The sequence below is a fragment of the Streptomyces sp. NPDC039423 genome, from assembly GCF_055598725.1.
This window is the reverse complement of record NZ_JBVKAH010000007.1, coordinates 67,167-92,736: the sequence shown is the minus strand read 5'-3', so window position 1 is coordinate 92,736 and position 25,570 is coordinate 67,167. Positions and strand designations below refer to the sequence as shown.

Annotated in this window: 25 protein-coding genes; 13 read left to right on the top strand and 12 right to left on the bottom strand. The window is 73.8% G+C overall.

Features of this window, described 5'->3' with window-relative positions; genetic code table 11:
• Positions 1–97: 97 nt before the first annotated feature.
• The 5 genes from ACZ7LK_RS22695 to ACZ7LK_RS22675 all read left to right on the top strand — a co-directional run bounded on the left by ACZ7LK_RS22695 (position 98) and on the right by ACZ7LK_RS22675 (position 4,209).
• Positions 98–1,336, top strand: coding sequence for an exo-beta-N-acetylmuramidase NamZ family protein (locus ACZ7LK_RS22695; protein ID WP_471142967.1), 1,239 nt, complete (start codon positions 98–100; stop codon positions 1,334–1,336).
• Between the two features lie 326 nt (positions 1,337–1,662).
• On the top strand, positions 1,663–2,274 hold the full coding sequence (locus ACZ7LK_RS22690) for a hypothetical protein (RefSeq protein WP_392275791.1): 612 nt from the start codon (positions 1,663–1,665) through the stop codon (positions 2,272–2,274).
• Positions 2,275–2,405: 131 nt separating this feature from the next.
• Entirely contained in the window at positions 2,406–3,116 is a 711-nt protein-coding gene (locus ACZ7LK_RS22685; RefSeq protein WP_471142964.1) for a 3-keto-5-aminohexanoate cleavage protein, read from the top strand.
• 157 nt (positions 3,117–3,273) lie between these two features.
• Positions 3,274–3,699 (top strand): Hsp20/alpha crystallin family protein, encoded by a 426-nt coding sequence (locus tag ACZ7LK_RS22680; RefSeq protein ID WP_392275789.1) that lies wholly within the window; start codon positions 3,274–3,276, stop codon positions 3,697–3,699.
• Between the two features lie 93 nt (positions 3,700–3,792).
• The gene (locus ACZ7LK_RS22675) at positions 3,793–4,209 is read left to right on the top strand and encodes a DUF2267 domain-containing protein (RefSeq protein WP_392275788.1); all 417 of its coding nucleotides are present in this window, start codon (positions 3,793–3,795) and stop codon (positions 4,207–4,209) included.
• A gap of 23 nt (positions 4,210–4,232) precedes the next feature.
• Here the strand turns inward: ACZ7LK_RS22675 and soxR are convergent, their stop codons facing one another.
• Positions 4,233–4,733, bottom strand: coding sequence for a redox-sensitive transcriptional activator SoxR (soxR, locus tag ACZ7LK_RS22670; protein ID WP_392275787.1), 501 nt, complete (start codon positions 4,731–4,733; stop codon positions 4,233–4,235).
• 102 nt (positions 4,734–4,835) lie between these two features.
• On the opposite strand from soxR, the gene ACZ7LK_RS22665 reads away from it, so the two are divergent.
• On the top strand, positions 4,836–5,297 hold the full coding sequence (locus tag ACZ7LK_RS22665) for a MaoC family dehydratase (RefSeq protein ID WP_392275786.1): 462 nt from the start codon (positions 4,836–4,838) through the stop codon (positions 5,295–5,297).
• Here ACZ7LK_RS22665 and ACZ7LK_RS22660 read toward each other — a convergent pair.
• From ACZ7LK_RS22660 to ACZ7LK_RS22650, 3 genes are read right to left on the bottom strand one after another with little or no spacing between them, the layout of a single operon-like run.
• Complete coding sequence (locus ACZ7LK_RS22660) at positions 5,288–5,929, bottom strand: TetR/AcrR family transcriptional regulator (protein ID WP_471142959.1); 642 nt, start codon at positions 5,927–5,929, stop codon at positions 5,288–5,290. The two genes, ACZ7LK_RS22665 and ACZ7LK_RS22660, sit on opposite strands and share 10 nt — an antisense overlap.
• 59 nt (positions 5,930–5,988) lie before the next feature.
• On the bottom strand, positions 5,989–6,276 hold the full coding sequence (locus ACZ7LK_RS22655; RefSeq protein WP_392275784.1) for a YiaA/YiaB family inner membrane protein: 288 nt from the start codon (positions 6,274–6,276) through the stop codon (positions 5,989–5,991).
• A gap of 58 nt (positions 6,277–6,334) precedes the next feature.
• Positions 6,335–7,486: an acyl-CoA dehydrogenase family protein gene (locus tag ACZ7LK_RS22650; RefSeq protein WP_392275783.1), complete on the bottom strand. Its 1,152-nt coding sequence runs from the start codon at positions 7,484–7,486 to the stop codon at positions 6,335–6,337.
• Positions 7,487–7,548: 62 nt separating this feature from the next.
• Here ACZ7LK_RS22650 and ACZ7LK_RS22645 point away from each other — a divergent pair, with 62 nt between their 5' ends.
• Positions 7,549–8,244 (top strand): TetR/AcrR family transcriptional regulator, encoded by a 696-nt coding sequence (locus tag ACZ7LK_RS22645; RefSeq protein ID WP_392275782.1) that lies wholly within the window; start codon positions 7,549–7,551, stop codon positions 8,242–8,244.
• 114 nt (positions 8,245–8,358) lie between these two features.
• On the opposite strand, the gene ACZ7LK_RS22640 is transcribed toward ACZ7LK_RS22645, so the two are convergent.
• The 6 genes from ACZ7LK_RS22640 to ACZ7LK_RS22615 form a co-directional block, all read right to left on the bottom strand.
• On the bottom strand, positions 8,359–9,438 hold the full coding sequence (locus tag ACZ7LK_RS22640; protein ID WP_392275781.1) for a zinc-binding dehydrogenase: 1,080 nt from the start codon (positions 9,436–9,438) through the stop codon (positions 8,359–8,361).
• Positions 9,439–9,472: 34 nt separating this feature from the next.
• Complete coding sequence (locus tag ACZ7LK_RS22635; RefSeq protein WP_471142954.1) at positions 9,473–10,867, bottom strand: aldehyde dehydrogenase family protein; 1,395 nt, start codon at positions 10,865–10,867, stop codon at positions 9,473–9,475.
• Between the two features lie 104 nt (positions 10,868–10,971).
• Positions 10,972–11,439 (bottom strand): DUF3574 domain-containing protein, encoded by a 468-nt coding sequence (locus tag ACZ7LK_RS22630; RefSeq protein ID WP_392275779.1) that lies wholly within the window; start codon positions 11,437–11,439, stop codon positions 10,972–10,974.
• A 120-nt stretch (positions 11,440–11,559) separates the two neighbouring features.
• The gene (locus tag ACZ7LK_RS22625) at positions 11,560–12,792 is read right to left on the bottom strand and encodes an MFS transporter (RefSeq protein ID WP_471142951.1); all 1,233 of its coding nucleotides are present in this window, start codon (positions 12,790–12,792) and stop codon (positions 11,560–11,562) included.
• Positions 12,792–14,174: a CitMHS family transporter gene (locus ACZ7LK_RS22620; protein ID WP_392275777.1), complete on the bottom strand. Its 1,383-nt coding sequence runs from the start codon at positions 14,172–14,174 to the stop codon at positions 12,792–12,794. The genes ACZ7LK_RS22625 and ACZ7LK_RS22620 overlap by 1 nt, the downstream gene beginning before the upstream one ends.
• Before the next feature lie 120 nt (positions 14,175–14,294).
• Positions 14,295–16,502, bottom strand: a complete 2,208-nt coding sequence (locus ACZ7LK_RS22615) for a molybdopterin oxidoreductase family protein (protein ID WP_471142949.1) — start codon at positions 16,500–16,502, stop codon at positions 14,295–14,297.
• Between the two features lie 326 nt (positions 16,503–16,828).
• Between ACZ7LK_RS22615 and hmgA the strand changes: the two genes are divergently transcribed.
• The 4 genes from hmgA (at position 16,829) to ACZ7LK_RS22595 (ending at position 21,414) form a co-directional block, all read left to right on the top strand.
• Positions 16,829–18,151, top strand: coding sequence for a homogentisate 1,2-dioxygenase (hmgA, locus tag ACZ7LK_RS22610; RefSeq protein ID WP_392275775.1), 1,323 nt, complete (start codon positions 16,829–16,831; stop codon positions 18,149–18,151).
• Positions 18,152–18,163: 12 nt separating this feature from the next.
• Positions 18,164–18,913 (top strand): GntR family transcriptional regulator, encoded by a 750-nt coding sequence (locus tag ACZ7LK_RS22605; protein WP_392275774.1) that lies wholly within the window; start codon positions 18,164–18,166, stop codon positions 18,911–18,913.
• Positions 18,914–18,927: 14 nt separating this feature from the next.
• On the top strand, positions 18,928–20,127 hold the full coding sequence (locus tag ACZ7LK_RS22600; protein WP_469463898.1) for a type ISP restriction/modification enzyme: 1,200 nt from the start codon (positions 18,928–18,930) through the stop codon (positions 20,125–20,127).
• A gap of 90 nt (positions 20,128–20,217) precedes the next feature.
• Positions 20,218–21,414 carry a CaiB/BaiF CoA transferase family protein gene (locus ACZ7LK_RS22595; RefSeq protein ID WP_471142946.1) on the top strand — a complete coding sequence of 399 codons (1,197 nt, stop codon included), beginning with the start codon at positions 20,218–20,220 and terminating at the stop codon, positions 21,412–21,414.
• Positions 21,415–21,550: 136 nt separating this feature from the next.
• Here ACZ7LK_RS22595 and ACZ7LK_RS22590 read toward each other — a convergent pair whose 3' ends face one another.
• Together ACZ7LK_RS22590 and ACZ7LK_RS22585 are read right to left on the bottom strand one after the other, a co-directional pair.
• Positions 21,551–21,814 carry a hypothetical protein gene (locus ACZ7LK_RS22590; protein WP_392275772.1) on the bottom strand — a complete coding sequence of 88 codons (264 nt, stop codon included), beginning with the start codon at positions 21,812–21,814 and terminating at the stop codon, positions 21,551–21,553.
• 293 nt (positions 21,815–22,107) lie between these two features.
• Positions 22,108–22,917, bottom strand: a complete 810-nt coding sequence (locus ACZ7LK_RS22585; RefSeq protein WP_392275771.1) for an SGNH/GDSL hydrolase family protein — start codon at positions 22,915–22,917, stop codon at positions 22,108–22,110.
• An 830-nt stretch (positions 22,918–23,747) separates the two neighbouring features.
• Between ACZ7LK_RS22585 and ACZ7LK_RS22580 the strand changes: the two genes are divergently transcribed.
• Positions 23,748–24,578, top strand: a complete 831-nt coding sequence (locus ACZ7LK_RS22580) for a glycosyltransferase family 2 protein (protein ID WP_392275770.1) — start codon at positions 23,748–23,750, stop codon at positions 24,576–24,578.
• A complete protein-coding gene (locus tag ACZ7LK_RS22575; RefSeq protein WP_471142942.1) occupies positions 24,575–25,567 on the top strand; it encodes a glycosyltransferase family 2 protein in 993 nt (330 codons plus the stop codon). Before ACZ7LK_RS22580 ends, ACZ7LK_RS22575 begins: the two co-directional genes overlap by 4 nt.
• Positions 25,568–25,570: the final 3 nt, after the last annotated feature.

Genomic DNA, 25,570 nt, shown 5'->3' with positions numbered 1-25,570 from the left:
TGCGGAGGGAAGGCCGTCGTGCCGTGTTCGTTCCCTGGCGGCGCGGGGCGCGCTAGCGTGCGTGGCCGGAACGGTCGGTCGTCACGGAGGTGTGCGGATGAGCGTGTCCAGGCGGGGTCTGCTGGTCGCCGGCGGTGCGGCCGGGGCGGTGGCGGCCGCGGCGCCCGCCGTCGCGCACGGGGGCGGCCGGCGGGTGCGGACCGGTTTCGACCGGCTCGCGGCCGACGGGTACGCGGCGCTGGCCGGGCAGCGGGTGGGCGTGGTGACCAACCCGACGGGGGTGACGGCAGGGGCCCGGCACATCGTGGACGTGATGCACGCCGACGACCGGGTGGACCTGGTGGCGGTGTTCGGCCCCGAGCACGGGTTCCGGGGCACGGCCCAGGCGGGCGGTTCGGAGGGGCGGTACGACGACCCGGCGACGGGGCTGCCGGTCTACGACACGTACCTGAAGAGCGGGCAGCCCCTGGCGGACGTCTTCACCGCGTCGGGCGTCGACACGGTCGTGTTCGACATCCAGGACGTGGGCGCCCGCTTCTACACGTACATCTGGACGCTGTACGACTGCATGGTGGCGGCGGCGCTCGCGGGTAAGCGTCTCATGGTGCTGGACCGCCCGAACCCGGTGACCGGGCGGGCCGCGCTGGGGCCCGTCCTGGAGCGGCCGTTCGCGACCTTCGTGGGGCGGGAGCCGATCGCCCAGGCGCACGGGATGACGGTGGCGGAACTGGCGCGGCTGTTCAACGGGGAGTTCCTGGCGAAGCCGGTGGAGCTGGCGACGGTACGGATGTCGGGGTGGCGGCGGTCGGACTTCTTCGACGCCACGGGGCTGCCGTGGGTGCCGCCGAGCCCCAACATGCCGACGCCGGACACGGCGCTGGTGTACTCCGGGACGTGTCTGTTCGAGGGCACGAACCTCTCGGAGGGGCGGGGGACGACCCGGCCCTTCGAACTGCTGGGCGCCGAGGGCGTCGACCGGCGCTGGGCGGAGGCCGCGAACGCCCTGGACCTGCCGGGCGTGCGCTTCCGGGAGGCGTACTTCGCCCCGGTGTTCTCCAAGTTCCAGGGCAGGACGGTGGGCGGGGTGCAGGTGCACGTCCACGACCGGGAGGCGTTCGATCCGGTGCGCGCGGGTATCGGTCTGCTGGTGACGGCGAAACGGAGCTGGAGCGGGTTCGCCTGGCGGGCGGACAACTGGATCGACAAGCTGACGGGTTCGACCCGGGTCCGGACGCTGGTCGACGCGGGCGCGGACACGGACGAGGTCGTGGGCGCCTGGGAGGCGGACCTGGCGGCCTTCCGCGCGATGCGCCGGCGGTACCTGATGTACCGCTGATCCGGTGGGGCCGGTGGCCGAACCGGCCACGGCCGCCGGGGTGGCGGCGCCGGGGACCGGCCGTCCGGAGCGGTGGTATCCCGCCGTTGCCGTCGCGCGGGCGGTACGGCCGGGTATGGGGGTGTTCGTGCGCGGCCGGACGCCGCCGTACCCGCTGTGTGGTGAGGGAGCGTCAGTTCCGCCGGAGCGCCACTCCCGGCGCCGTGGGGACATTTCACGTCAGATGTCCCGCTGATGGGCGTCATTCGTTTTTCGATGGAGCCGAACCGGGAACCCGTACGTCCATTCATCGACGCCGAAGTACGAGTGACGGAGGTGGCAGTGCAATGGCCGGTTTCCGGAGTCTTGCAAGACAGGTGCGTGATCCGGGATGTGATCTGGCGCTGCGGCGGTACTCGCTGCGCAAGTGCCTTGAGCGGTTCGCCCCTTATGGGCACCGGGCGACCTGGGACCACCTGTGCACCAGGCACAGGTTCGGGCCGGAGGACCGGGAACCCGATCCGGCGCGGCTGGTGGCCGCGCTCGACGAGCTGGAGGAGGCACGGGCGGTCTGGCTCGCGTACGAGGAGAAGTTCGCCGCGCGCCGCAGGCGCGAGAAGCACGACGGGCTGCGGCGGCCCGGCTGGATCGACGACTGGCACCGGCGCACGTGGGGCGGCAACGGCATAGCGCGGTGCGACGACCCGTCGCTGCACCCGACGGTGCCCCTGGCGGAGGCGCTGCGCCGGCTGATCACCGCCCTGGAGGCCGGCCCCGGCGAGCACTGCCCGGTGTGCGCGGGGGACGCGATCGTCTGGCGACCGGACCTGTCGAACGAGCCGTGGTTCGGACCGGTGTGCACCCACTGCGGAGTGGTGGTGCCGCAGGCGGTGCTGACGCCCGACGCGCTGGCGACGGCGAAACGGGAACGGCGCCGGGAACTCGTGTCGGTGGCGTGAGTGCGGGCAACGAGCGGGGGCGCGCGACTGCGTCGGCACGCCCCCTCAGCCCGGCCGGTACGCCCCTCGCCGGTCGTGGGCCCGTCGCCGGTGGCGGGCCCGTCGCCGGTGGAGGATGCCACCATCGGGGCATGATCCAGGTCTGTCTGAACGGGAGCCGCGGGCCCGGTGACGCCGCGGCCGTCCCCGTGTCGCCCGCCGCGCTGGCCGAGGCGGCCGCCCGCGCGGTCGCGGCCGGGGCCGCCGATGTCCATCTGCACCCCAAGACACCGTGCGGGGACGACACGATGTCCCCACGGGTGGTGGCCGCGGCACTCGGGGCGGTACGGGAGGTGGTGGACGTCCCGGTCGGGGTGACCACGGGCGCCTGGGCCGAGCCGGATCCACGGCGGCGGGTGGAGCGGGTGCGCTCCTGGACGGTGCTGCCCGACCACGCCTCGGTCAACTGGCACGAGCCGGGCGCCGAGGAGGTCGCCGCCGCGCTGCTGGAGCGCGGCGTGGGCGTGGAGGCCGGTGTCTGGTCCGGTACGGACGGCGCGCGGCGGTTCCTGGCGTCGCCCCTGGCGCCCCGGGTGACGAGGGTGCTGGCCGAGGTGACGGACCGGGACGCGGCGACGGCCGGGGACACGGCCCGGGCGCTGCTGGCGGAGCTGGGCGGTGCCCGTGGCGTGCCGGTCCTGCTGCACGGCGAGGACGGCGGGGCCTGGCCCGTGCTGCGCCTGGCGGTACGGCTGGGGCTGGACACCCGCGTCGGCCTGGAGGACACGCTGGTCCTGCCCGACGGGCGGCCCGCGGGGTCGAACGCGCGGCTGGTGGAGGCGGCGCGGGCGTACCGGGCGTGACCGCCGGGCGGACACGTGCCCGCCGCGGCGCGGGCACGCGGCCGGCCAGGAGCGCGCGAGTGAGTTTTCTTGAGTCGTGGCTTGTCAACTTTCACCGGCCGAGCTATAAGAAAAAGCAGACGTCAGCAGCATCCGTGATGACGCAGAGGAGGGACCGATGATGCTGATGCGGACCGACCCCTTCCGTGAGCTCGACCGGCTCACCGAGCGCCTGTTGGGCACCGGCACCCACCCGGCGGCCATGCCGATGGACGCCTACCGCGAGGGGGAGACCTTCGTCGTCCGGCTCGACCTCCCGGGCGTGACGCCCGAGAGCATCGACCTGGACGTCGAGCGCAACGTCCTCACCGTCAGGGCCGAGCGGCGTACGGCCCCGGACGGCGACGCCGAGATGGTGATCGCCGAGCGGCCGTCCGGCACCTTCAGCCGCCAGCTCTTCCTGGGCGAGACGCTGGACACCGAGCGCATCGAGGCGTCGTACGACGTCGGTGTCCTGACGCTGCGGATCCCGGTCGCCGAGCAGGCCAAGCCCCGCAAGATCGAGATCAGCGGCGGCAGCGACCGCAAGCAGATCAGCGGCTGACCCGGCCCGCCGCCGCAGCGCGAGAGACGGGCGGGGCCCGGTTCCTCCCGGCCCCGCCCGGGCCCGTCGATCGAGGTACCGAGGGGAAGAGAGATGCGCATGCGTTGGGACGCGTTCCTGACCGCGGTACAGGAACGCGGTGAATACCCCTCCCGGCGGGAGGCGGACCGGGCGGCCAGGGTCGTCCTGGCGCTGCTGGGCGCCCATCTCGTCGGCAACGAGCGGGCCGAGCTGGCCGCCGGCCTGCCGGAAACCTGTGCCCTGGTGCTGCTCAACCCGCTCCCGGCCGCCGAACCGCTCGGGCCCGACCGGTTCGTACGGGCCACGGCGGCGTGGATCGAGGGTGCCACGGAGGAGACGGCCAAGTGGGACATCGGCGCGGTGCTGAGCGTCGTGGCCGACACCGCGGACGAGGACCTGATGCGCCGGATACTCCTCCAGCTTCCGCCCGGGTACGACCTCCTGTTCGGCCGCCCCGGCATGGACCCGGGCCTCCCCCCGCCGGCCTGACGCCCCGGCACCGCGAGCGGGGGCTACGCCGGCGCTTCGGACCCGGGGGTCTTCCGGCCGGCCGGCCGCCGCGCCTCGGGCAGCAGGCGGGAGCCGGCGAGGCGCTCACCGAAGACGTCGTCCGGGTTGGACAGCACGCACGTCTCCAGGGAGAGGCAGCCGCAGCCGATGCAGTCGGTCAGATGGTCGCGCAGCCGGCCGAGCTGCTTGATCCGCTCGTCCAGTTCCGCGCGCCACGCCTCGGACAGCCGCGCCCAGTCCTCCCGGGTGGGCGTGCGCTCCTCGGGCAGCCGCGCCAGGGCGTCCCGGATCGTGGCCAGCGGGATGCCCACGCGTTGCGCGGCGCGCACGAAGGCGACCCGGCGCAGCGCGTCCCTGCTGTAGCGGCGCTGGTTGCCGCTGGTGCGGCGGCTGCTGATGAGGCCCTTGGACTCGTAGAAGTGCAGGGCCGAGACGGCCGCCCCGCTGCGCGCGGAAAGCTGGCCGACGGTGAGCTCGTGGATCTTCTCTGGAAGCTGCGGCACCCCTCGAACCCTACTGGTCGTCCCCGGCGATCCGTTGACAGGAGCGCACCCGGCCAGCATGCTGAGCAAGCGCTTAGACATCGAGAGTCAGGGAGCCGGGACATGGCAGAGCCGAGGATCTTCACGTCCGCCGACGAGCTGCGCGGCGCGGTGGGCGAACAGCTCGGGCACAGCGACTGGCTGGAGGTCGAGCAGAAGCGGATCGACCTGTTCGCCGAGGCCACCGGCGACCACCAGTGGATCCACGTGGACCCCGAGCGCGCCGCCTCGGGACCCTTCGGGACGACCATCGCGCACGGCTACCTCACGCTGTCGCTGCTGCCCCTCCTCGTACCGCAGATCATGCGGGTGGAGGGCATGCGGATGGGCGTGAACTACGGGACCAACAAGGTCCGCTTCCCCGCCCCGGTGCCGGTCGGCTCGCGGCTGCGCGCCACGGCCCTCCTCAAGGACGTCGAGGACGCGGGCGGCGGTGTGCAGGTGACGGCCGTGGTCACGGTGGAGCGCGAGGGCGGCGACAAGCCGGTGTGCGTCGCCGAGTCCCTGTCCCGCTACTACTTCTGAGCGCCGGGGGCCCCGGCCCCCACCATGCGCAGGACGAGGTCGGCGTAGAGCGCGCCGACCTCGTCGGGCGTCCGGCGTCCGGCGGTGCTGAACCAGCGGGCCACGTCGATGCAGAGCGAGAGCACCGCCAGGGTGGTGCCGGAGACGTCGGGGACGTCGAACTCGCCCGCCGCCACGCCCTCGTTGATGATCCGGCGCACCGCGGCGTCGCTCATGCGGCGCAGCTCGAAGATCTCCTCGCGGTGCTCGGCGCCGAGCGACTCGAGTTCGTACTGCACCACGCGCGCGGTGGTGCGCCGTCCGGCATGCCAGCGGACGAAGGAGCGTACGGCGTCGGCGAGCCGCTCCGCGGCGGTCCCGGGGCCGTCGGCGGCGGCCTGGAGTATCTCCAGGGCCTTCACGTGGCCGATGCGGCTGATCCGGTGGAGCAGCTCTTCCTTGGTCTTGTAGTGGATGTAGAGCGCCGCCGGGCTCATACCCGCCCGGCCCGCGATGTCGCGGGTGGTGGTGGCGTGGTAGCCGCGCTCGGCGAAGGCCTCGACGGCGGCGACGAGCAGCCGCCTGGCCGCGTCGGGGGTCACCTCGTCCCACGGCGTGTCCTCGCCGCCGGCCGTCTCCTCCGCCGTGCTCATCGTTCGCCCCTTCCGGTGGTCGTGGGAGGGAACACCATACCCCGACAGTGAGCAAGCGCTTAGAGCTTCTGGAACGGGTCGTGCTCGGCGAGCAGCTTCTCCAGCCGGGCCTGGTCGACGCGGCTGGTGATCTGCCCGGCCTCCTGCCGGTCGCGGACGACCTTGGCGAGGGTGAAGGCGGAGGTGGTGAGGTAGAGCACGGCGATGCCGAGGAAGGCGCGCACCCAGGCGTCGGTCTCCAGGTTGAAGATGCCGAGCGCGACCGCGCCGAGGGCGACCGCGAAGGACGCGACGGCCTGGCCGTAGTAGGCGGCGGTGTTCTGCTGCTTGACCGGTGTGTCACTCATGGGGACAGGATGCGCGGCTGTGGCACGGCCCGTATCCGTACCCGTACTCACACCGTACTCAGAAGGCGGAGACCCCGGTCAGGGCGCGGCCGATGATGAGCTTCTGGATCTGGCTGGTGCCTTCGTAGAGGGTCATCACCCGGGCGTCGCGGAGGAGTTTGCCGACCGGGTACTCGTCGATGTAGCCGTAACCGCCGAAGACCTGGAGGGCGTTGTTGGCGGAGCGCACGGCGGCCTCGGAGGCGAAGAGCTTGGCCTTGGAGGCGGCCGTGGCGAACTCCTCGCCCCGGTCGACGAGATCGGCGACCCGCCAGGTGAGCAGCCGCGCCGCGTCCACGTCCACCGCGATGTCGCTGATCAGCTCCTGGACGAGCTGGTACGAGGCGATGGGCTTGCCGAACTGCTCCCGCTCCCCCGCGTACCGCACGGCCGCGTCCAGCGCGGCCCTGGCGATGCCGACGCAGCCGGCGGCGACCGACATCCGGCCCTTGGCGAGCGCGGACATGGCGATGGAGAAGCCCTTGCCCTCGGGGCCGAGCAGGGCGGAGGCGGGGACCCGGACGCCCTCCAGGACCAGTTCGGCGGTGGCCTGGCCGCGCAGGCCCAGCTTGCCGTGGATGGTGCGGCGGGTGAGGCCGGGGGTGTCGGTGGGGACGAGGAAGGCGGAGACGCCCCGGTGGCCGGGGCGGTCCCCGGTCCGGGCGAAGAGGAGCACCACATCGGCCCAGGTGCCGTTGGTGATGAACATCTTGGTGCCGTCGATGACGTAGTCGCCGCCGTCGCGCACGGCCCGGGTGGTGAGGTTCCCGGCGTCGGACCCCGTGCCGGGCTCGGTGAGGCCGAAGCAGCCGATCGCGTCGCCGGAGGTGAGCCGGGGCAGCCAGTGCCGCTTCTGCTCCTCGTCGCCCCAGGCCGCGACCGTCTTGGCGACCAGGCCGAGGGAGACGGAGACGATGCCGCGCACGGAGGAGTCGCCGCGCCCCAGCTCCTCGGTCACCAGGCAGTACGCCAGGTGGTCACCGCCCGAGCCGCCGTACTCCTCCGGCACGGTCAGGCCGAGGAAGCCGAGCGCGCCGAGCTTCTTGACGATCGACTTGTCGACGTTCTCGGCGCGGTCCCACGCCACGACGTGCGGGGCGATCTCGCGCTGGACGAAGTCCTCGGCGAGCTGCCGGACGGCTTCCTGCTCGTCGCTCAGCTCCAGGTCCATACCCGCACACCCCACTTTAACTATCACTGCTAGTTTCTTGTGCCAGGCCTACTATGTGCCGCATGGCCCGACCGCGCAAGCCCCTCCTCAGCCGAGACCGCATCGTCGCCACGGCCGCCGCGCTCGTGGACGCGGAGGGCCTGGACGCCGTCTCCACCCGGCGTCTCGCCGCCGAGCTGGGCGTCAGCGGGCCGTCGCTCTACAACCACTTCCGGACGAAGGACGAGATCCTGGAGGCGGTCGCGGACTCCGTGAGCGCCCGGGTCGACCTGTCGATGTTCGACGAGTCCGACGGCCGCGACTGGCGTACGGCCCTGCACGACTGGGCCGTCTCCTACCGCGCGGCCCTCACCGCCCACCCGAACGTCGTCCCGGTGCTGGCCCGGGGGCCGGGCCGCCGTCCGGCGGGCCTCCGGGTCGCCGACGCCGTCTTCGGCGCCATGGTCCGCGCGGGCTGGCCCCCGGCCCAGGCCACCCACATCGGCGCGCTGATGCGGTACTTCATCACCGGCTCGGCGCTCGGTTCGTTCGCCCGCGGCTTCGTCGACGACGAGACGGCGTACGACCCGGCCGACTACCCCCACCTGGGCCAGGCCCATCTGCTCGCCGAACGCCAGGAGCAGGTCGACGAGGGCGCCTTCGAAACGGGCCTGCGGGCGCTGCTGGACGGACTGGCGGTCCGCTACGAGGGCGTACGGGACGCACCGCCCCCGGGCGGCTCCGTGGCGCGGGACGCTTCGGCCGGGGCCGAACGGTAGCCGCGCGGCCCCGCGGCGCGCCGACGCACGGACGCCCCGGCCGCGCGGGGCGGGCCGGGGCGTCCGCCGGGCCGGGCGGGACCGGGAGGTTCCCGGTCGGGCGGGTGCGGAGGCCTAGAAGACCACCAGGGCGCGGCCGCCCTTGCCCGCGAGCATGTTGTCGAACGCCGCCGGGATGCCCTCGAGCCCGATCCGCTCGGTGACGAGCGCGTCCAGGTCGAGCCGTCCGGCGCGGATGTGCGCGGCGAGGACGGGCAGGTCGGCGGCGGGGTCGGAGTTGCCGTACACGCAGCCCGAGAGCGTCCGGCCCCAGTGGAAGATCTCCAGGGCGTTGAACGTCACCTGCTGGTCCTTGCCGCCGATGCCGACGACCGTGGTGCGGCCGCCGCGCCGGGTGGAGTCCCAGGCGGTACGGATGGTGGCGGCGCGGCCGACGCACTCGACCGCCACGTCGGCGCCGTGCCCGCCGGTGAGCTTCCGGACCTCCTTGGCCGTGGTCTCGGAGGCGACCAGGTACTCGGTGGCCCCGGCCCGCCGGGCGAGCCCTTCCTTCTCGGGCGAGACGTCGACCGCGATGACCGGCCCCGCGCCCGCGATCCGCGCCGCCTGGAGGGTCGCGAGGCCCACCCCGCCGACGCCGAACACGACGACGGACTCGCCCTCGCGGACCCGCGCGGAGTGGTGGACCGCCCCGTACCCGGTGAGGACGGCGCAGCCGAGGAGGGCGGCGTCGGTGAGCGGTACCCCGTCGGGGACGGGGAGCACGCAGTTGGCGGCGACGACGGTCTCCTCGGCGAACGCGGCGACGTTCAGGCCCGGGTGGAGCTCCCTGCCGTCCTCGGTGACCGCGTGGACGTTGCCCGCGCCGGTGAGGGCGTCGGCGCACAGCCACACCTCGCCGAGCGTGCAGGGGTGGCAGGAGCCGCAGGACGGCGCCCAGTTGAGGACGACGCCGTCGCCGGGGGCGACGTGGGTGACGCCCTCGCCCACGGCGAGCACGGTGCCGGCGCCCTCGTGGCCGAGGACGGCGGGGACGGGCACCCGCATGGTGCCGTTGGACAGCGACAGATCGGAGTGGCAGACGCCGGCGGCGGCGAGGCGGACCCTCACCTGGCCGGGGCCGGGCTCCGGGAGTTCGATGCCGGTGATCTCCAGCGGAGCACCTATGGCGGGCAGGACGGCGGCGCGGACCACGATCGTTTCTCTCTCTCCCGGTGCGTCGACCGGCTCAGAACTGGAGGGACTTGGTCTGGAGGTACTCGGTGAGGCCGTGCGCGCCGAGCTCGCGCCCGACACCGGACTCCTTGTAGCCGCCGAAGGGGGCGAGCGGGTTGAAGCGGCCGCCGTTGATGTCGACCTGGCCCGTCTGCATGCGGCGCGCGAACGCGACGGCCTCCGCCTCGTCGCCGGCCCACACCGCGCCGGCGAGGCCGTACGGGGAGTCGTTGGCGATCCGGAGGGCGTCCTCCTCGTCCGCGTACTTGAGGAACGAGACGACCGGGCCGAAGATCTCCTCCCGGGCGATGGTCATCTCGGGGGTGACGTCGGCGAAGACGGTGGGGCTGACGTAGTAGCCCTGGTCGAGGGGCGGTTCGGTGCCCCCCGTGACGAGCCGGGCGCCCTCCTCGACGCCCTTCTCGATGTAGCCGCGGACACGCTGGAGCTGCTTGGCGTTGACCATCGGGCCGAGCCGGTCGCCGGGGGTGAACTTGGCGACGGCCTCCGCCGCGATCGACACGGCCTCCTCGTACTGGTCCTCGTGCACCAGGACCCGGGTCAGCGCGCTGCACCGCTGGCCGGAGTTGGACAGGGCGTTCGCCAGGCCGACCTGGACCGCCTTGGCGAGGTCGGCGGAGGGCAGGATGACGTTGGGGGACTTGCCGCCGAGTTCCAGGGCGACCCGCTTGACGGCTCCGCCCGCGAGCGCGCCGATCCGCTTGCCGACGGCGGTGGAGCCGGTGAAGGAGATCATGTCCACCCCCTCGTGCTCGGCGAGCGCCTGGCCGGCGACCGGTCCCAGGCCGGTGACCAGGTTGAAGACGCCGGCGGGGAAGCCGGCCTCCTCGACGGCCTCGGCGAAGAGCTGGGCGGTGAGCGGGGTGTCCTCGGCGGGCTTGAGCACCACGGTGCAGCCGGCGGCCAGGGCGGGGGCCACCTTGGCGACCACCTGGTGGAGCGGGTAGTTCCAGGGCGTGATGGCGCCCACCACGCCGATCGGTTCGAGCAGGACGGTGGAGTTGCCGACCTTCTCCTCGAACGGGTGCGACGCGGCCATCTCCGCGTACGTGCCGGTGATCAGGACCGGCAGCCCGGCGTGCACCTGCTGGGCGAGCTGCTCCGGCGCGCCGAGCTCGGCCGTCACCGTGGCGGCGATCTCCTCCTGGCGCGCGGCGAGCACGTCGCGCAGGGCGGTGAGCCGGGCGGCCCGCTCGGCGGGCGGGGTGGCGGCCCAGGCGGGGAAGGCCGCCCGGGCGGCCCGGACCGCCGCGTCGACGTCCTCGGCCGTGCCGGCCGGGACGTGGGCGATGACCTGCTCGTCCGCCGGGTTCACCACCGCGATGGTGTCGGTGCCTGCGGCGGGCCGCCAGGCACCGTCGATGTACATCCCCTCGTGGGCCTTCATCCGCTTCTCCTCCGGGCCGTCGGACCGTTCTCCATGGTCTTCCGACCCCAAACTAGCGGTGGTAGTTTTCTGACGCCAGGGGCTGCGGGACCGAGCACATCACATCAGAAGTCCGCCGTGGTCCTCTCATCGAGGCGGGCGACCGACTCCTGGCCGAAAGTACGCTCATACGCGGCGCGGATCCGCTCGATCCGCGGATCGCGGGCGGCCGCCTCCGCCGGCGGGTAGAGCAGGACCAGTTCGTACGAGCGCTCCCGCTCGATCCCGCCGTTCGCGTCCCGCCACTGCCCCCGCCCCTCCCGCACGGTCAGCCCCTCCGGGAAGGCGGGGGTGACCTCGCGGTCGACGAACGCCATGAACTGCCGGTCGGTGACGGCCGGTCCGCCGTCGGGCCGCCCGGTCCCGAAGAGCAGCCGCGTCTCCCGGTAGGCCGCGCCCCGGGCGCTGCCGGCCGCGGTGCCGGCCGCCCCGTCGTCGCCGAGGGCCGCGTACGCGGCGGGGGCGCCGGCCGCGAGCAGGACGGCCGCCGTGGCGACGGCCAGGCGGGCGCGGGCGGTGGTCGGGATCGGCATGACGTGCCCTTCCGTGCGGGGACGTGAGCGCGATCACTCTGGCAGTCCGCCGCCGTCCGGACCGGCCGAAACACCGGAACCGACCGGATCCGGTGACCCGGGAGCACCCGGGTCGTGGCGTCAGGTGCGCTGCCGGCCCTCGTGGGCCGCGCGGCGCCCGGCCCCGGGGCGCGGGGCCGCGGCCTGGCCGGGCCGGCGTCCCGCCCTTACGCCCAGCCCCGCCGACGCCACCAGCAGAACGCCGAGCAGGACGAAAGGCGCCGCCACGCCCGCGACCCCGGCGACCAGGCCGGCCGAGGCGGGGGCCGCGACCTGGCCGAGCCGGTTGCCGGTCAGGCGCAGGGCGAGGGCCGTGGAGCGGGCCCCGGCGGGGGCGGCCCCCACCACGGTGGTCATCGACAGCGGCTGGCCGACGCCGAGGCAGAAGCCCAGCAGCACCAGCACCACCGCCAGCACCGGTACCGGGAGCGGCAGGGCGATCCCGGCGCACAGCAGCCCGGCGAGCAGGCAGGTGCCGGTGAGCAGGGCCGTACGGCCGACCATCCGGATCATCGGTGTCATGACCAGCCGGCAGGCGATGGTGGCGGCGGCGCGCAGGCTCAGCAGCAGTCCCACGGTGGCGGGGGCGATGGCGCGGTGCTCCCCCACCACCGGCAGGTACGCGGTGAGGACGTCGGTCGCCGAGAGCACCGCGAGGCTGATGAAGATGCCGGCCGGGACGCCCCGCGTCCGCAGGATCCGGTGCACCGGGACCCTGTCCCGCTCCACGCGCGCGTGGCCGGTCCCGGCGCGGTCCTCGACGCGCCACAGGGACGTGAAGGCCACGGCCGCGACGCCCGCCGAGACCGCCAGGGCCAGGGCGCTGGTACGGCCCATGGCGCCGTCGTGGCCGGAGATCAGCAGGCCCGCGGCGACCGGCCCCACGAGCTGGCCCAGCGACGCGCCGATGGTGAAGTGCCCGAAGTCGCGGTCCTGGTCGGCCGGGAGGGACCTGCGGGCCACCAGGGACTGGGCGCCGATGACGAAGCACAGGTGGCCGAGGCCCATGACCCCGCTCCACGCGGCCATCCACCCGAGCGTGCCCGCCGTCGCGCTCAGCGCGCACCCGCCGGCTATCAGCACCACGCCGGCGGACAGCAGCGGGCCGCACCGCCCCCGGTCGGTCCGGCGCCCCAGGGGTACGGCGGCGAACAGCGGCAGCAGCGCGTAGACGCCCGCGACGGCACCGACCGCGCGCTCGTCGGCGCCCAGGGCCAGGGCGCGGTACGACACGGCGGGCCGCGCCATCGACACCGCCCCCTGCGCGAAGCCGAAGGCGATGACGAGGCGCAGCAGCCAGTACCGGCGCTCCATCAGACGGTGCCGAAGAGGATTCCCGCGCCGAGCACCACCAGCGAGGTGAGCGCGGCCCACTTCACGGTGAACCGGGTGTGGTCGCCGAACTCGACCTTGGCCATGCCGACCAGGACGTAGACGGCGGGCACGAGCGGGCTGGACATGTGCAGCGCCTGGCCCGCCAGCGAGGCGCGGGCGATCTCCAGCGGTGACACGCCGTGGGCGGCGCCGGCCTCGGCGAGGACGGGCAGGACGCCGAAGTAGAAGCCGTCGTTCGACATGAAGTACGTCAGCGGCAGGCTCAGCAGGCCGGTGACCAGTGCCATGTGCGGGCCCATGGCGTCCGGGACGGCACCGACGAGCCAGTCGGCCATGTGCTCGACCATGCCGGTGCCGGTGAGCACGCCGGTGAAGACGGCGGCGGCGAAGACCATGCCGGAGACGTTGAGGACGTTGTCGGCGTGGGCGGCGATGCGGGCCTTCTGGTCGGGCATGTGCGGGAAGTTGACCGTCAGGGCGAGGGCCGCGCCGATCAGGAAGAGCACCGGGATGGGCAGCACTTCCAGGATCATGGCGGTGAGCAGGACCACGGTGAGGGCCGCGTTGAACCAGTACAGCCGGGGCCGCAGGGTGGGGCGGTCGGGGTCGAGTCCCTGGAAGGCCCCCTCGGGCTCCGGTCCGGTGCCGCCAGCCGCGGGGCCCGCGGGGCGGCCCCCCTCGGCGTCCCCGCCCGCCGTGACCAGCACGCTCTCCGGCCGCGGCGCCATGGCCCCGTCCAGGCTCAGGTGCCCCAGGCGGGTGCGCTCCCGCCGCCCCAGGACGTACGCCAGGACGAAGACGAACACCAGGCCGACCCCGAGGGCGGGGATCATCGGTACGAAGATGTCGCCGGCGTCCAGCTTGAGGGCGGTGGCCGCGCGGGCGGTGGGACCGCCCCAGGGCAGGGTGTTCATGACGCCGTTGGCGGTGGCGGCCACACCGGTCAGGACGACCGGGCTCATCCCCAGGCGCTTGTAGAGCGGGTACATCGCCGAGACGGTGATCATGAAGGTGGTCGAGCCGTCGCCGTCGAGCGAGACGATCGCGGCGAGCACCGCCGTACCGACGACGATCCGCATGGGGTCGGCCTTGCAGAAGCGCAGGATGCCCCGGACGACCGGATCGAAGAGCCCGACGTCGATCATCACGCCGAAGTAGACGATGGCGAACATCAGCATCGCGGCGGTGGGCGCGAGCTTGCCCACGCCTTCGATGACGTAGTCGCCGAGGTGCGCGCCCTGTCCGACGAGGACGCAGAACAGGGCGGGGATGAGGACGAGCGCCGCGATCGGCGACATCTTCTTCAGCATGATCAGGACCAGGAAGGTCGCGATCATGCCGAAGCCGAGGATGGTCAGCATGGAGGACACCTAACGTTCACCCTTGAACTCCACCGGGGGCGGCGGCCCGGACGACGTTAGGTGCCCCGTTCTGCCGTCAGCAAGGTGTTGACGCGTGAGCAATACGAGCAAAACCCCAGGTCATGGCGCCGGTGATACCTGTACGGGGAAGCCGTTGAGCACGGCGGTGCCGGACAGGGGGTCGAGCCGGGTGCCGTCGAGGAGCTGGTTGACGTTGACGCCGGGGCGCGTCGAGGCGACGGTCGTGCGCGTGCCGGGCCGGTCGTGCCCCCAGCCGTGCGGAAGGCTCACCACGCCCCGGCGCACGGTGTCGGTCACCTCCACCGGGACCCGGAGCTCGCCGCCCTCGCCCTTCACCCGGGCGGGGGTGCCGTCGGTGAGCCCCAGGCGGGCCGCGTCGTCGGGGTGGACCTGGAGGGTGCAGGTGTTGGTGCCGCCGTTGAGTGTGGGGACGTTGTGCATCCAGCTGTTGTTGGAGCGGAGGTGACGCCGGCCGACGAGGAGCAGCGTGTCGTCGGCGGGCGGGGCGGTGTGGAGGAAGGCGCGCAGCCGGGGCAGGTCGGCGGCGATGGGGTCCGGCAGGAGTTCGACGCGGCCGCTGCGGGTCTTCAGGATCTGCGGGACGCGCGGCTCCAGGGGGCCCAGGTCGATGCCGTGGGGGTGCTCCCGGAGCCGGTCGAGCGTCAGCCCGTACGGGCCGAGGCGCAGCATCAGGTCCAGGCGCCGCTCGGCGCCGGTGCGGCCGGTGAGCCGGGCCGCGTACTCCTCGGGGTCCTGGCCGTAGGCGGGTGAGTGCGGCTCGGTGACGGCCTTGGCGAGGGTGCGCCGGATGACCATGTCGTCGACGGCGGACGGGTCGGCGCCGTGCATGCCGGTCGCGGCCAGGACCAGCCGGGCGTGGATCTCGCACTCGTCCATGCGGCCCGGTTCCAGCGGGACGGGCGCGGGCGTGTGGCGGACCTGGTTACGGACGGCGAACCCGTTGAACGCGAAGTCGAAGTGGGCGCTCTGGGAGGGCGGCGGCGGGGGCAGGACCACGTGCGCGTGGCGCGAGGTCTCGTTGAGGTAGGGGTCGACGCTCACCATGAAGTCCAGCGAGGCGAGGGCCCGGTCGAGGCGGTCGCCGTCCGGGGCGGACAGCACCGGGTTGGCGGCGATGGCGACGAGCGCCCGGATCCGCCCCTCGCCGGGGGTCTCGATCTCCTCCGCCAGCGCGGCCGTGGGCAGTTCGCCCTTCGCCTCCGGGTGCCCGGACACCCGGCTCGCCCAGCGGCCCAGCGCGAAGCCCTTGCCGGGGCCCGCCGGGCGGGGCGCCGGCGCGGTGGCGGAGAGCGGGAACAGCGCGCCGCCGGGCCGGTCGAGGTTGCCGGTCAGGACGTTGAGGACGTCGACGAGCCAGTTGGTCAGCGTGCCGTACGCGACGGTGCTGCCGCCGACCCGTCCGTACACGGCCGCCGCCGGGGCCGCCGCCAGCTCGCGGGCCAGGGCCCGGATGGTGCCGGCGTCCACGTCGCACGCCCCGGCGACCGCCTCGGGCGCGAAGTCCCGTACGGCGGAACCGACTTCCTCGACCCCCCGGACGTGCCCGGCCAGTGCCCCGAGGTCGGTGAGGCCCTCCTCGTACAAGACGTGCACGAGGGCGGCGAGCAGCAGCGCGTCCGTGCCCGGGCGGATCGCGACGTGCCGGTCGGCGAGGCGCGCGGTGCGGGTGCGGCGCGGGTCGACGACGGTGAGGGTGCCGCCGCGCTTGCGCAGCGCCTTGAGCTTGCCGGGGAAGTCCGGCGCGGTGCACAGACTGCCGTTGGAGTCCAGGGGGTTGGCGCCGATCACCAGCAGGTGGGCGGTGCGGTCCAGGTCCGGTACGGGGATGGCGAACGCGTCGCCGAACATCAGCCCGCTGGAGACGTGCTTGGGCATCTGGTCGAGCGTGGAGGCGGTGAACAGGTTGCGGGTGCGCAGGGCGCCGAGGAGGACGGGCGGGTAGAGCGCCCCGGCCATGGTGTGGACGTTGGGGTTGCCGAGGACCACCCCGACGGCGTCGGCGCCGTGCCGTTCGACGAGCGGCGGCAGCCGGCGGGCGATCAGGTCGAACGCCTCGTCCCAGGAGGCTTCCCGCAGCGTGCCGTGCTCGTCGCGGACGAGCGGGGTGCGCAGACGGTCCGGGTCGGCGTCGAGCTCGCCGAACGAGGCGCCCTTGGGGCAGATGAACCCCTGGCTGAAGACGTCGTCCCGGTCGCCGCGCGCGCCGGTGACGCGTGTGCCGTCGAGGGTGAGGGTGAGCCCGCAGGTGGCTTCGCAGAGCGGGCAGATGCGCGGGGCGGTGGGCATGGCGGGCCTCCCGGGGCGGCGTGTGGGCACTCGCGGCGAGCATACCGACCGGTAGGCATGCGGGCGACGGTTTCGCGGGGCCGGGTTCCCGGGGCCTGCCCGACCCGAGCCGGGGCCGTGCCGCCCGTACCGGTAGCTGCCGTCCCCTCCGTACCTGGGCGCACCGGGGAAGCGCACCGCCCTGGGGGCAGGTCCCTGCCGCCGCGCCGCCGGAACCCGACGGCTCCGGAAATCGTCCAAGACGCGCCCCGCCCCCGTTGACGTGCGGCGGACGGAATCCTACGGTCATACATAGGATTCCATCCACGCAGGTCGAGGAGCGGGCGATGACCCATGGCGGCAGCGAGCAGGCGAAGAAGATCGCCGAGGCACTGGAGTACTCCTCCGGCTTCGGCAACGAACACGGTTCGGAGGCCGTACCCGGCGCGCTGCCGCTCGGGCGGAACTCCCCGCAGCGCGCGCCGCTGGGCCTGTACGCCGAGCAGCTGAGCGGCTCCGCGTTCACCGAGCCGCGCGCCCACAACCGCCGCTCGTGGCTGTACCGCATCCGCCCCTCGGCCGCGCACCCGCCCTTCACCCGCGTGGACAACGGGGCCATCCGCACCGCGCCCTTCACCGAGACCGTCGCCGACCCCAACCGGCTGCGCTGGAACCCGCTCCCCGAGCCGGCGCCCGGCACGGACTGGCTGGCCGGCCTGTGGACGCTCGGCGGCAACGGCGACGCCGCCCAGCGCACCGGCATGGCCGTGCACCTCTACCACGCCAACGCGTCCATGGACCGTGTCTTCAGCGACTCCGACGGCGAGCTGCTGATCGTCCCCGAGCGCGGCGGACTGCTGCTCCGCACCGAGCTGGGCCTGCTCGCCGCCCGCCCCGGCGAGGTGGCGCTCGTCCCGCGCGGGGTGCGCTTCCGCGTCGAGCTGCTGGACGGGACCGCGCGCGGTTACGTGTGCGAGAACTACGGCCAGCCGTTCCAGCTCCCCGACCTGGGCCCGATCGGCGCCAACGGCCTGGCCAACCCGCGGGACTTCCGCGCCCCGGTCGCGGCCTACGAGGACGTGGAGGGCGAGGTGGAGGTGGTGAACAAGTTCTGCGGGAACCTGTGGACCGCCACGTACGGCCACTCCCCGCTGGACGTCGTCGCCTGGCACGGCAACCACGTTCCGTACGTCTACGACCTGCGCACCTTCAACGTCATCGGGACGATCTCCTACGACCACCCCGACCCGTCGATCTTCACGGTGCTCACCTCGCCGTCCGACACCCCCGGGCTCGCGGGCGTCGACTTCGTGGTCTTCGCCCCGCGCTGGCTGGTCGGCGAGGACACCTTCCGCCCGCCGTACTTCCACCGCAACGTGATGAGCGAGTACATGGGCCTGATCGAGGGCGCGTACGACGCCAAGGCCGAAGGGTTCGTCCCCGGCGGCGGCTCGCTGCACAACATGATGTCGGCCCACGGCCCCGACCGGGAGACGTTCGACAGGGCGAGCGCGGCCGAGCTGAAGCCGCAGAAGATCGACGACGGCCTGGCGTTCATGTTCGAGACGCGCTGGCCCGTCACGGCCACCGCCCAGGCGGCGGACGCCGACCACCTGCAGCGCGGGTACGACGACGTGTGGCAGGGTCTTGAGCGCCACTTTCGGCCGTAGTACGGAGTACCCGTGACCGCTTTCGCCCCTGACTCGCTGGTCCTGAACCGCAAGCTCCCGTTGTGGTACCAGGTCTCGCAGTCCCTGCGCGCCTCCATACTCGGGCGCGCGCCGGACGCCTCCTTGCGGCTGCCCACCGAGGAGCAGCTCGCCGCCCACTACGGGGTCAGCGTGCTGACCATGCGGCAGGCGCTCAAGGAGCTGGAGGCGGAGGGGCTCATCACCCGGCACCGGCGGCGCGGCACCTTCATCGAGCCGGGCGCCCGGCGCAGCGCGCCCCGCCGGCTGCTGGGTTCGATCGACGCGATCGTGGCCCAGCAGTCGGGCGAGCGGACGACGATCCTCGGCCACGGCGGCGACAAGGTGCCGGGCGATCTCGCCGAGCACTTCCCCGGGCTGTCGGAGGTGGTCGTGTACCGGCGGCTGCGCCGCGACGGCGAGAGCGGTGAGCCGACGAACTGGGCGGAGAACGCTGTCCGGCCCGAGGTCGCGGCCCGGATCGACCTGGCCGACCTGGAGCGGTGGCCGATGACGAAGGTGCTGCGGGACGCGGTCGGGGTGCGGATCAGCCGGATCACCGACACCGTGGAGGCCCGGCTCGCGGACCCGGAGACGGCCGAACTGCTCCAGGTCCCGCTGCTGTCCCCGATCCTGCACTACACGGGCGTGACCTACGACGAGGACGGCCGGGTCGTGGACGTGGCGCGCATCCGCTACCGGGGCGACCGGTTCTCCTTCACCGTCACGGTGGAGGCGGACTGAGCGCGGTCACTACCATGCGGGCCGTGACGGATGACGCGCCCCTGCTCGACGACCTGATGCCCTGGTCCGTGGCGCCGCTGCGGCTGGGGCGTTCCTGGGTGGTCGCCCCCGACGTGCGCACCCTGCGGGCCCGCTGGGCGGCGCTGGCGGCGGCCGGGGACGGCGAGCGGGAGGCGCTGTTCCGGCCCAGCCGGGCGCGGACGCTCACCAGTTCGGTGGCCGCGCTGCCCGGGCAGCGCACCGGCACGGGGCGGCTGGCGCGGGAGGCGGGGCCGTGCCCGGAGCCGGTGCGGCTGGCCCACGGGCCGTTCGACGAGCAGTGGCTGCTGCCGGACCACCGGCTGCTGGACGTGGCCCGCCCGGAGCTGTGGCGGGTGGCGGACGAGCGGCAGTCGTTCGCCGTGGAGCAGGGGTACGTGCCACGGGCGCCGGGGCCCGCGCTCCTGGTGACCGCCGCGCTGCCGGACGGCCGCTCCCCGGCGGGGCGGCCCGGCCGCATCCGCCCGCTGTACCGGCGCCCGGGCGGCCGGGAACCGAACCTCGCGCCGGGGCTGGCCGAGCTGCTGGGCGCGCGGTACGGCCGCCCGGTCGCACCCGGGGACGTGCTGGCCTGGGCGCTGGCCGCCGCCCGCCCCTCCCCCGCCGGGTGCGCCGTCCCGCTGCCGGCCGACCCCGCCGTGTGGGCGTCCGGTGTGGAGCTGGGCCACCGGATGGCGGAGGTCCAGCTAAGGGGCGCCCGGGGCGGTGAGCGCCCGCGCCTGCCCGGCGGCCGCCGCCCCTACGTGCGCGCCGCGCTCCCGGCGCGCCCGCGCGGCCTGGCGTACGACGCGGAGACCGAGGCCCTGCTGGTCGGCGACGGCGGCCGGGTGGCCCCCGTACCGGCCGAGGCCTGGGACTACCGGGTGGGCGGGATCCGCGTGCTGGAGCTCTGGTTCGCCCGCCGCACCGCCCCCGCCGAGCCGGGCACCCTGGAGGCGATCCGCCCCGCCGCATGGCCCCAGGAGTGGACGTCCGAGCTGCTGGAACTGATCACCGTGCTCGCCCTCCAGGCCCAGCTCGAGTCGCTCCGGCCCGACCTGTCCGCCACCGGGCGGCTCACCCGTACCGACCTGCGCACGGCCGGCGTGCTGCCCGCCCCGGGCACGGCCCGCCGCCCCGCCTCCGTCCTGGACCGGGACGAGGAGGGCCCCGAGGGCCAGCTCGCCCTGCTGTAGCCCCCGAGGCGCCCGGAGCCGCCCCGCACCGGGCGTCGCCCGGCCCCGAGGGGTGACAAAGGTGGTACGTACACGGTAGGTACGGCTGTCATGAGCACTCTGCCACTGCCCCTCGAAGGCATCACCGTCGTCGCCGTCGAGCAGGCCGTCTCCGCGCCGTTCGCCACCCGCCAGCTCGCCGACCTGGGCGCCCGGGTGATCAAGGTCGAGCGTCCCGGGGGCGGTGACTTCGCCCGTGCGTACGACACCGCTGCCGGCGGTCTGGCCTCGCACTTCGTGTGGTGCAACCGGGGCAAGGAGTCGGTGGCCGTGGATCTGAAGGACCCGCGCGGACTGGACGTCGTCCGCCGGCTCGTGGCCGGCGCGGACGTGTTCGTGCAGAACCTCGCGCAGGGCGCGGCGGCCCGGCTGGGCCTGGACGCGGCCACCCTGTGCGCGGCGCACGAACGGCTGGTCGCGGTGGACATCTCCGGGTACGGAGCGGGCGGCCCGTACGCGCACAAGCGGGCGTACGACATGCTCGTGCAGTGCGAGGCCGGGCTGGTGTCGGTGACCGGGACACCCGCGCAGCCCGTCAAGGCGGGCGTCCCGGCGGCCGACATCGCGGCGGCGATGTACGCCTTCTCGGGGGTGCTGGCGGCGCTGCTGCGGCGGGCGGCCACCGGGCGGGGCGGCCCGGTGGAGATCTCCATGCTGGAGTCGCTGGCCGAGTGGATGGGCCATCCCCTGCACCACGGGATGCACGGGGGTGAGGCACCGGCGCGCACCGGGGTGGCGCACGCCGTGATCGCGCCGTACGACGCCTACCCGACCGCCGACGGGGGCCTGGTGCTGCTGTCGGTGCAGAACGACCGCGAGTGGCGGCGGCTGGCCGCACAGGTGCTGCACCGGCCGGAGCTGGGCGACGACCCGGCGTTCGCGACCAACACGGCCCGGGTGGCGCACCGGGGGAGGACCGACGCGGTGGTGGCGGAGGCGCTGGCCGTGCTGGACACGGCGGAGGCGATCGAGCGCCTGGAGGCGGCGGGCATCGCGTGCGCCCGCCTCAACACGGTCGCGGACGTGGCGGCCCACCCGCAGCTCGCGGCGCGGGACCGGTGGCGGGAGGTCGGCACCGAGGTCGGGCCGTTGCGGGCGATGCTGCCGCCGATCACCCTGCCGGGTGGTCCCGAGGCGCGGATGGGCGCGGTGCCCGCCCTGGGCGAACACACGGACGCGGTGCTGCGGGAGCTGGGCTTCTCGGCGGACGGCCGTGAGGAGCTGCGGCGGGCGGGCGTGGTCGCCTGAGGCCCGGGGCGCCCCCGGCCTTCGCGGGGCCGGTGCCGCACGGCCCCGCCCCCGGCCGCCGCACGGTCACAGGCCGTGGTCGTGGCCGGGGAACGACCTGGCGCGGCGGGAGCGTGGGCGGCGGGTGCGGGAGCCGTCAGGCGTGGTTGCCGAAGAGCGAGCGACGCAGGCGGCGCAGGGGGGCGAAAAGCCTGACGCGCGCGCTCTTGCTGGTGCGGGTGTGGGCGATGTCACGCGTCGTCAACTCCCGCATGAGCAGGGTCGCTTCGGCCGACTCGCGCTGCGGGACGGCCGGGCCGCCCAGCACCGAGAGGTGGCGGTCGAGGCGCCTGCTGGTCGCGCTGCTCCCGCATGTGATGGCAGGCACCCGAGGCCTGCTGCGCACCGTTATCTGTTCCATGTCACTCCCCACCCGTACGAGGGCACCCGGCCGCTGCAGATTAACCCTATCGTCCCCGCATCACACCCGTGTATCCCGGTGGAGCGATTCACCACACATGTACGACGGTTGACGACTACCCTCCGAATGCGGCTGGTATCAGCGCGAGTTGGATGGCTTTCCGCCTGGGGCAGGACCGGGCCGGCCCGCGGCCCCGTGACCGAAGGGCCGGTCAGCGCCCCAGTGGTGACGGGGCGTTACCGACTTCGTGGGCACGGGGCCGGCGGGCGGGCCCGGTCACCGGTCGTGGCTCCTTACAGCGCCGCCCTGAAGGTGGGGAGGTAACCGCCGGACTGCCCGGCGGCCGTGGGGTGGTAGGACTCGCCGATGTTGAGCCAGTTCACGCTGTGCAGCCAGGACGCGCCCGAGCAGATCTCGTGGCCGGTGAAGGCCGCGGTGACGTCGGCCCAGGCGTACCCGTGGTCGGCGGCGCGCTTGGCCGTCGCCGCGTTGAGGTGGTCGGCGCCGCTGTTGATGGCGCGGCGCTCGTTCTCGGTGAGACCGGCGAGACAGCTCCCGCCGAGCTGGTAGAAGCGGGGGTAGCCGATGACGACGACCCGTGCCGAGGGGGCCTTCGTCCTGATCGCGGAGTAGACCGAGTCGAGACGGCCCGGCAGGGTCGTGTCGACGTAGTTCTTCGCCTCGTTGACGCGGGCGATGCAGGTGGCCTCGGACTGGAGGACGCAGGTGGTCATGACGTCGGCGAAGCCGGCGTCGTTGCCGCCGATGGTGAGGGAGACGAGGTCGGTGGCGGAGGACAGGGGGCCGAGCTGACTTGCCGTCACATCGTTGGTGCGGGCACCGGAGCAGGCGGTGAACGCGAACGACGAGGGGGAGTTGGCGGCGGCCCACAGGGCCGGGAAGGCACGGGTGCTGCGCTTGCAGTTGCCACTGGAGCTGTCGTAGCTGCCGGCGCCGACTCCGGAGGAGTACGAGTCGCCGAGGGCCACGTAGTCGAGGGCTGCGGCCGACGAGTCGGCTCGCGCCGCCCCCGCCCCGGTGAGGGCGAGGACGATACCGAGGAGGAGTGAGGTGGAGAAGGCCGCGGCTCGGGACAGTTTCATGGAACCTCCCTTAGGCAGGATTTCTGCCTAAAAAGTTCGTAGCAGGATGCAGTGTCCATGCCAATAGCCGGGCGTGGCGCGCAGGTGACGTCGAGTCAAAGTCTGCTCGGCCTTGAGGGCCGATATCCGCAACTTTGGGGGCAACTCACCCGTGCGGAGTCTTTTTCGATGAGGTGTCACCCTCCCCCGCCGTCCGATGCGACGGCACCGGGGGCCGGGCGCCTGGCGCCGCGCGCCGCGCGCCTGGTGCCACGCGCCGGTTGCCGGGTGCCGCGCGCCGGGTGCCGCGCGCCGGGGTGCGGTCACGGCCGGCCTTCGGGGGGCGCCGGGCCACTGACATACGCGCGTGACGCGGGGGGAATTCGGTTTCCCAGGCACACCTCCCGCCCCAATTCCCTCGTATACCCGGAAGGATTGTTTCCGCTCCATTCCCGGGAACCGGTCGCGCCCACGAGGCGTCTTTGTCGCAGTCCGTCAAAGTACGGCCAAAGAAGCAAAAAGGTGAGCCGCTGTCCAGGTCTTGCCATACAGTCGCCATTATCAATACCGTCGTACATCCACCCGCACCGGTCCATCACGCAACGCGGCTCAAGGGGAGGGCTCGAGCGCCGCGAGGGAACGGGGGCGGGGCGCGGTAGGGGGGTGCCGTGCCCGGTGTCGTTTCCCGTGCCGAGGCGCGTACCGCGCACGGCCGGAACTGCCAGTTCACCCGTCCTCTACGGAGATCCGCTCCGCCGTGGGACGGGTGGGCGACAACCCCCCTTTCGAACCGGATACACAGCCGGACCGCCCGGGGGTGGGCGGTCCACCGGACGAGAGGGAAATGACCCATGAGCTCTTTCCTGCACCCGGCCGCCGGCGATGCCGTCGAATCCGACGACGGCCGAATAGCCGCCCAGTACCGGGCGATCACCTCGCACCTGGCCATCACACCGCCGGTGAGTGTGGTGATTCCCGCGATGAATGAGGCGGAGAACCTTCCGTACGTGTTCAAGACCCTGCCCGACTGGATTCACGAAGTGGTCCTCGTCGACGGGAATTCCACCGACGACACGGTCGGCGTCGCCCGGGGGTTGCGGCCGGACGTGAAGGTGGTGGAGCAGGCAGGCAAGGGCAAGGGCGACGCCCTCATCAGCGGCTTCGCCGCCTGCACCGGCGACATCATCGTGATGGTCGACGCCGACGGCTCGGCCGACGGCCAGGAGATCGTGTCGTACGTCTCCGCCCTGGTCGGCGGCGCCGACTTCGCCAAGGGCTCCCGCTTCGCCAACGGCGGCGGCACCGACGACATGACGCCGGTCCGCAAGCTCGGCAACCGCCTGCTGTGCGCCGCCGTCAACGCCAAGTTCGGCGCCCGCTACACCGACCTCTGCTACGGCTACAACGCCTTCTGGCGCCACTGCCTCGACGAGATCGCCCTGGACTGCACCGGCTTCGAGATCGAGACACTGATCAACATCCGGGTCGTCAAGGCCGGCCTCCGGGTCCAGGAGGTGCCCAGCCACGAGTACGTGCGCATCCACGGCGTCAGCAACCTCAACGCCGTGCGCGACGGCATCCGCGTCCTGCGGGTGATCCTCCGGGAGAAGGGCGTCCGGCGCGCCGGGCGCCGCCGCACGGCGGGCTCCTCCGCCGGCGCGCCCCGGGTGGGGCTGTCGTGAGGGGGCGTCGCTTCTCCGTGGTGATCTGCGCGTACACCGAGGACCGCTGGGAGGACGTCCTGGCGGCCGTGGAATCCGTACGCCGCCAGTCCCGCCCCGCGCTGGAGACGCTGCTCGTGGTGGACCACAACGAGCCGCTGCGGGAGCGGCTGGGCAAGGAGTACGCGGACGCCGGGGAGGACGTGCGGGTGCTGGCCAACGCGGGCCCCCGCGGCCTGTCGGCCGGCCGCAACACCGGGATCGCCGCCGCCCGCGGTGACATCGTCGCCTTCCTCGACGACGACGCCGTCGCCGACCGGGACTGGCTTCGGTGGTTCGACGCGGCGTACGACGACCCCCGGGTGTGGGCCGTCGGCGGGCGGACCGTTCCGGCCTGGGTGTCGGGCCGGCGCCCGGTCTGGTTCCCGGAGGAGTTCGACTGGGTCGTCGGCTGCACCTACCGGGGCCTGCCCGCCGGGCGGGTCCGCGTGCGCAACGTCCTGGGCGGCAACGCCTCCTTCCGGCGCGGCGCCTTCGACGCGGCGGGCGGGTTCGCCACCGGCATCGGGCGGGACGGTGACGCGCGGCCGCTGGGCTGCGAGGAGACCGAGCTGTGCATCCGGCTCGCCCGTGCCGTACCGGACGCCGTGCTGCTGATCGACGACCGGGCGGTGATCCACCACAAGGTCCCGCCCGCCCGTGCGACGTACCGCTACTTCCGCGCCCGCGCCTACGCCGAGGGGCTGTCCAAGGCACTGGTCGCCCGGAGCGTCGGCGCGGGCCGGGGGCTCGCCACCGAACGCCGGTACACCGCGCGCGTGCTGCCCGCCGGAGTGGCGCGCGGGCTGCGGGACTTCGTGCTCGCCCGGCCGGGCGGCGCGGGCCGGGCGGGCGCCATCGTCACCGGTGCGGCGGTGGCGGCGGCCGGCTACGCACGGGGCTCACTGGCCACCCGGAGGTGCGGGTCCGCGCGGGACGGCATGAACGGCCCGGCCGGGGGGACGGCATGAACG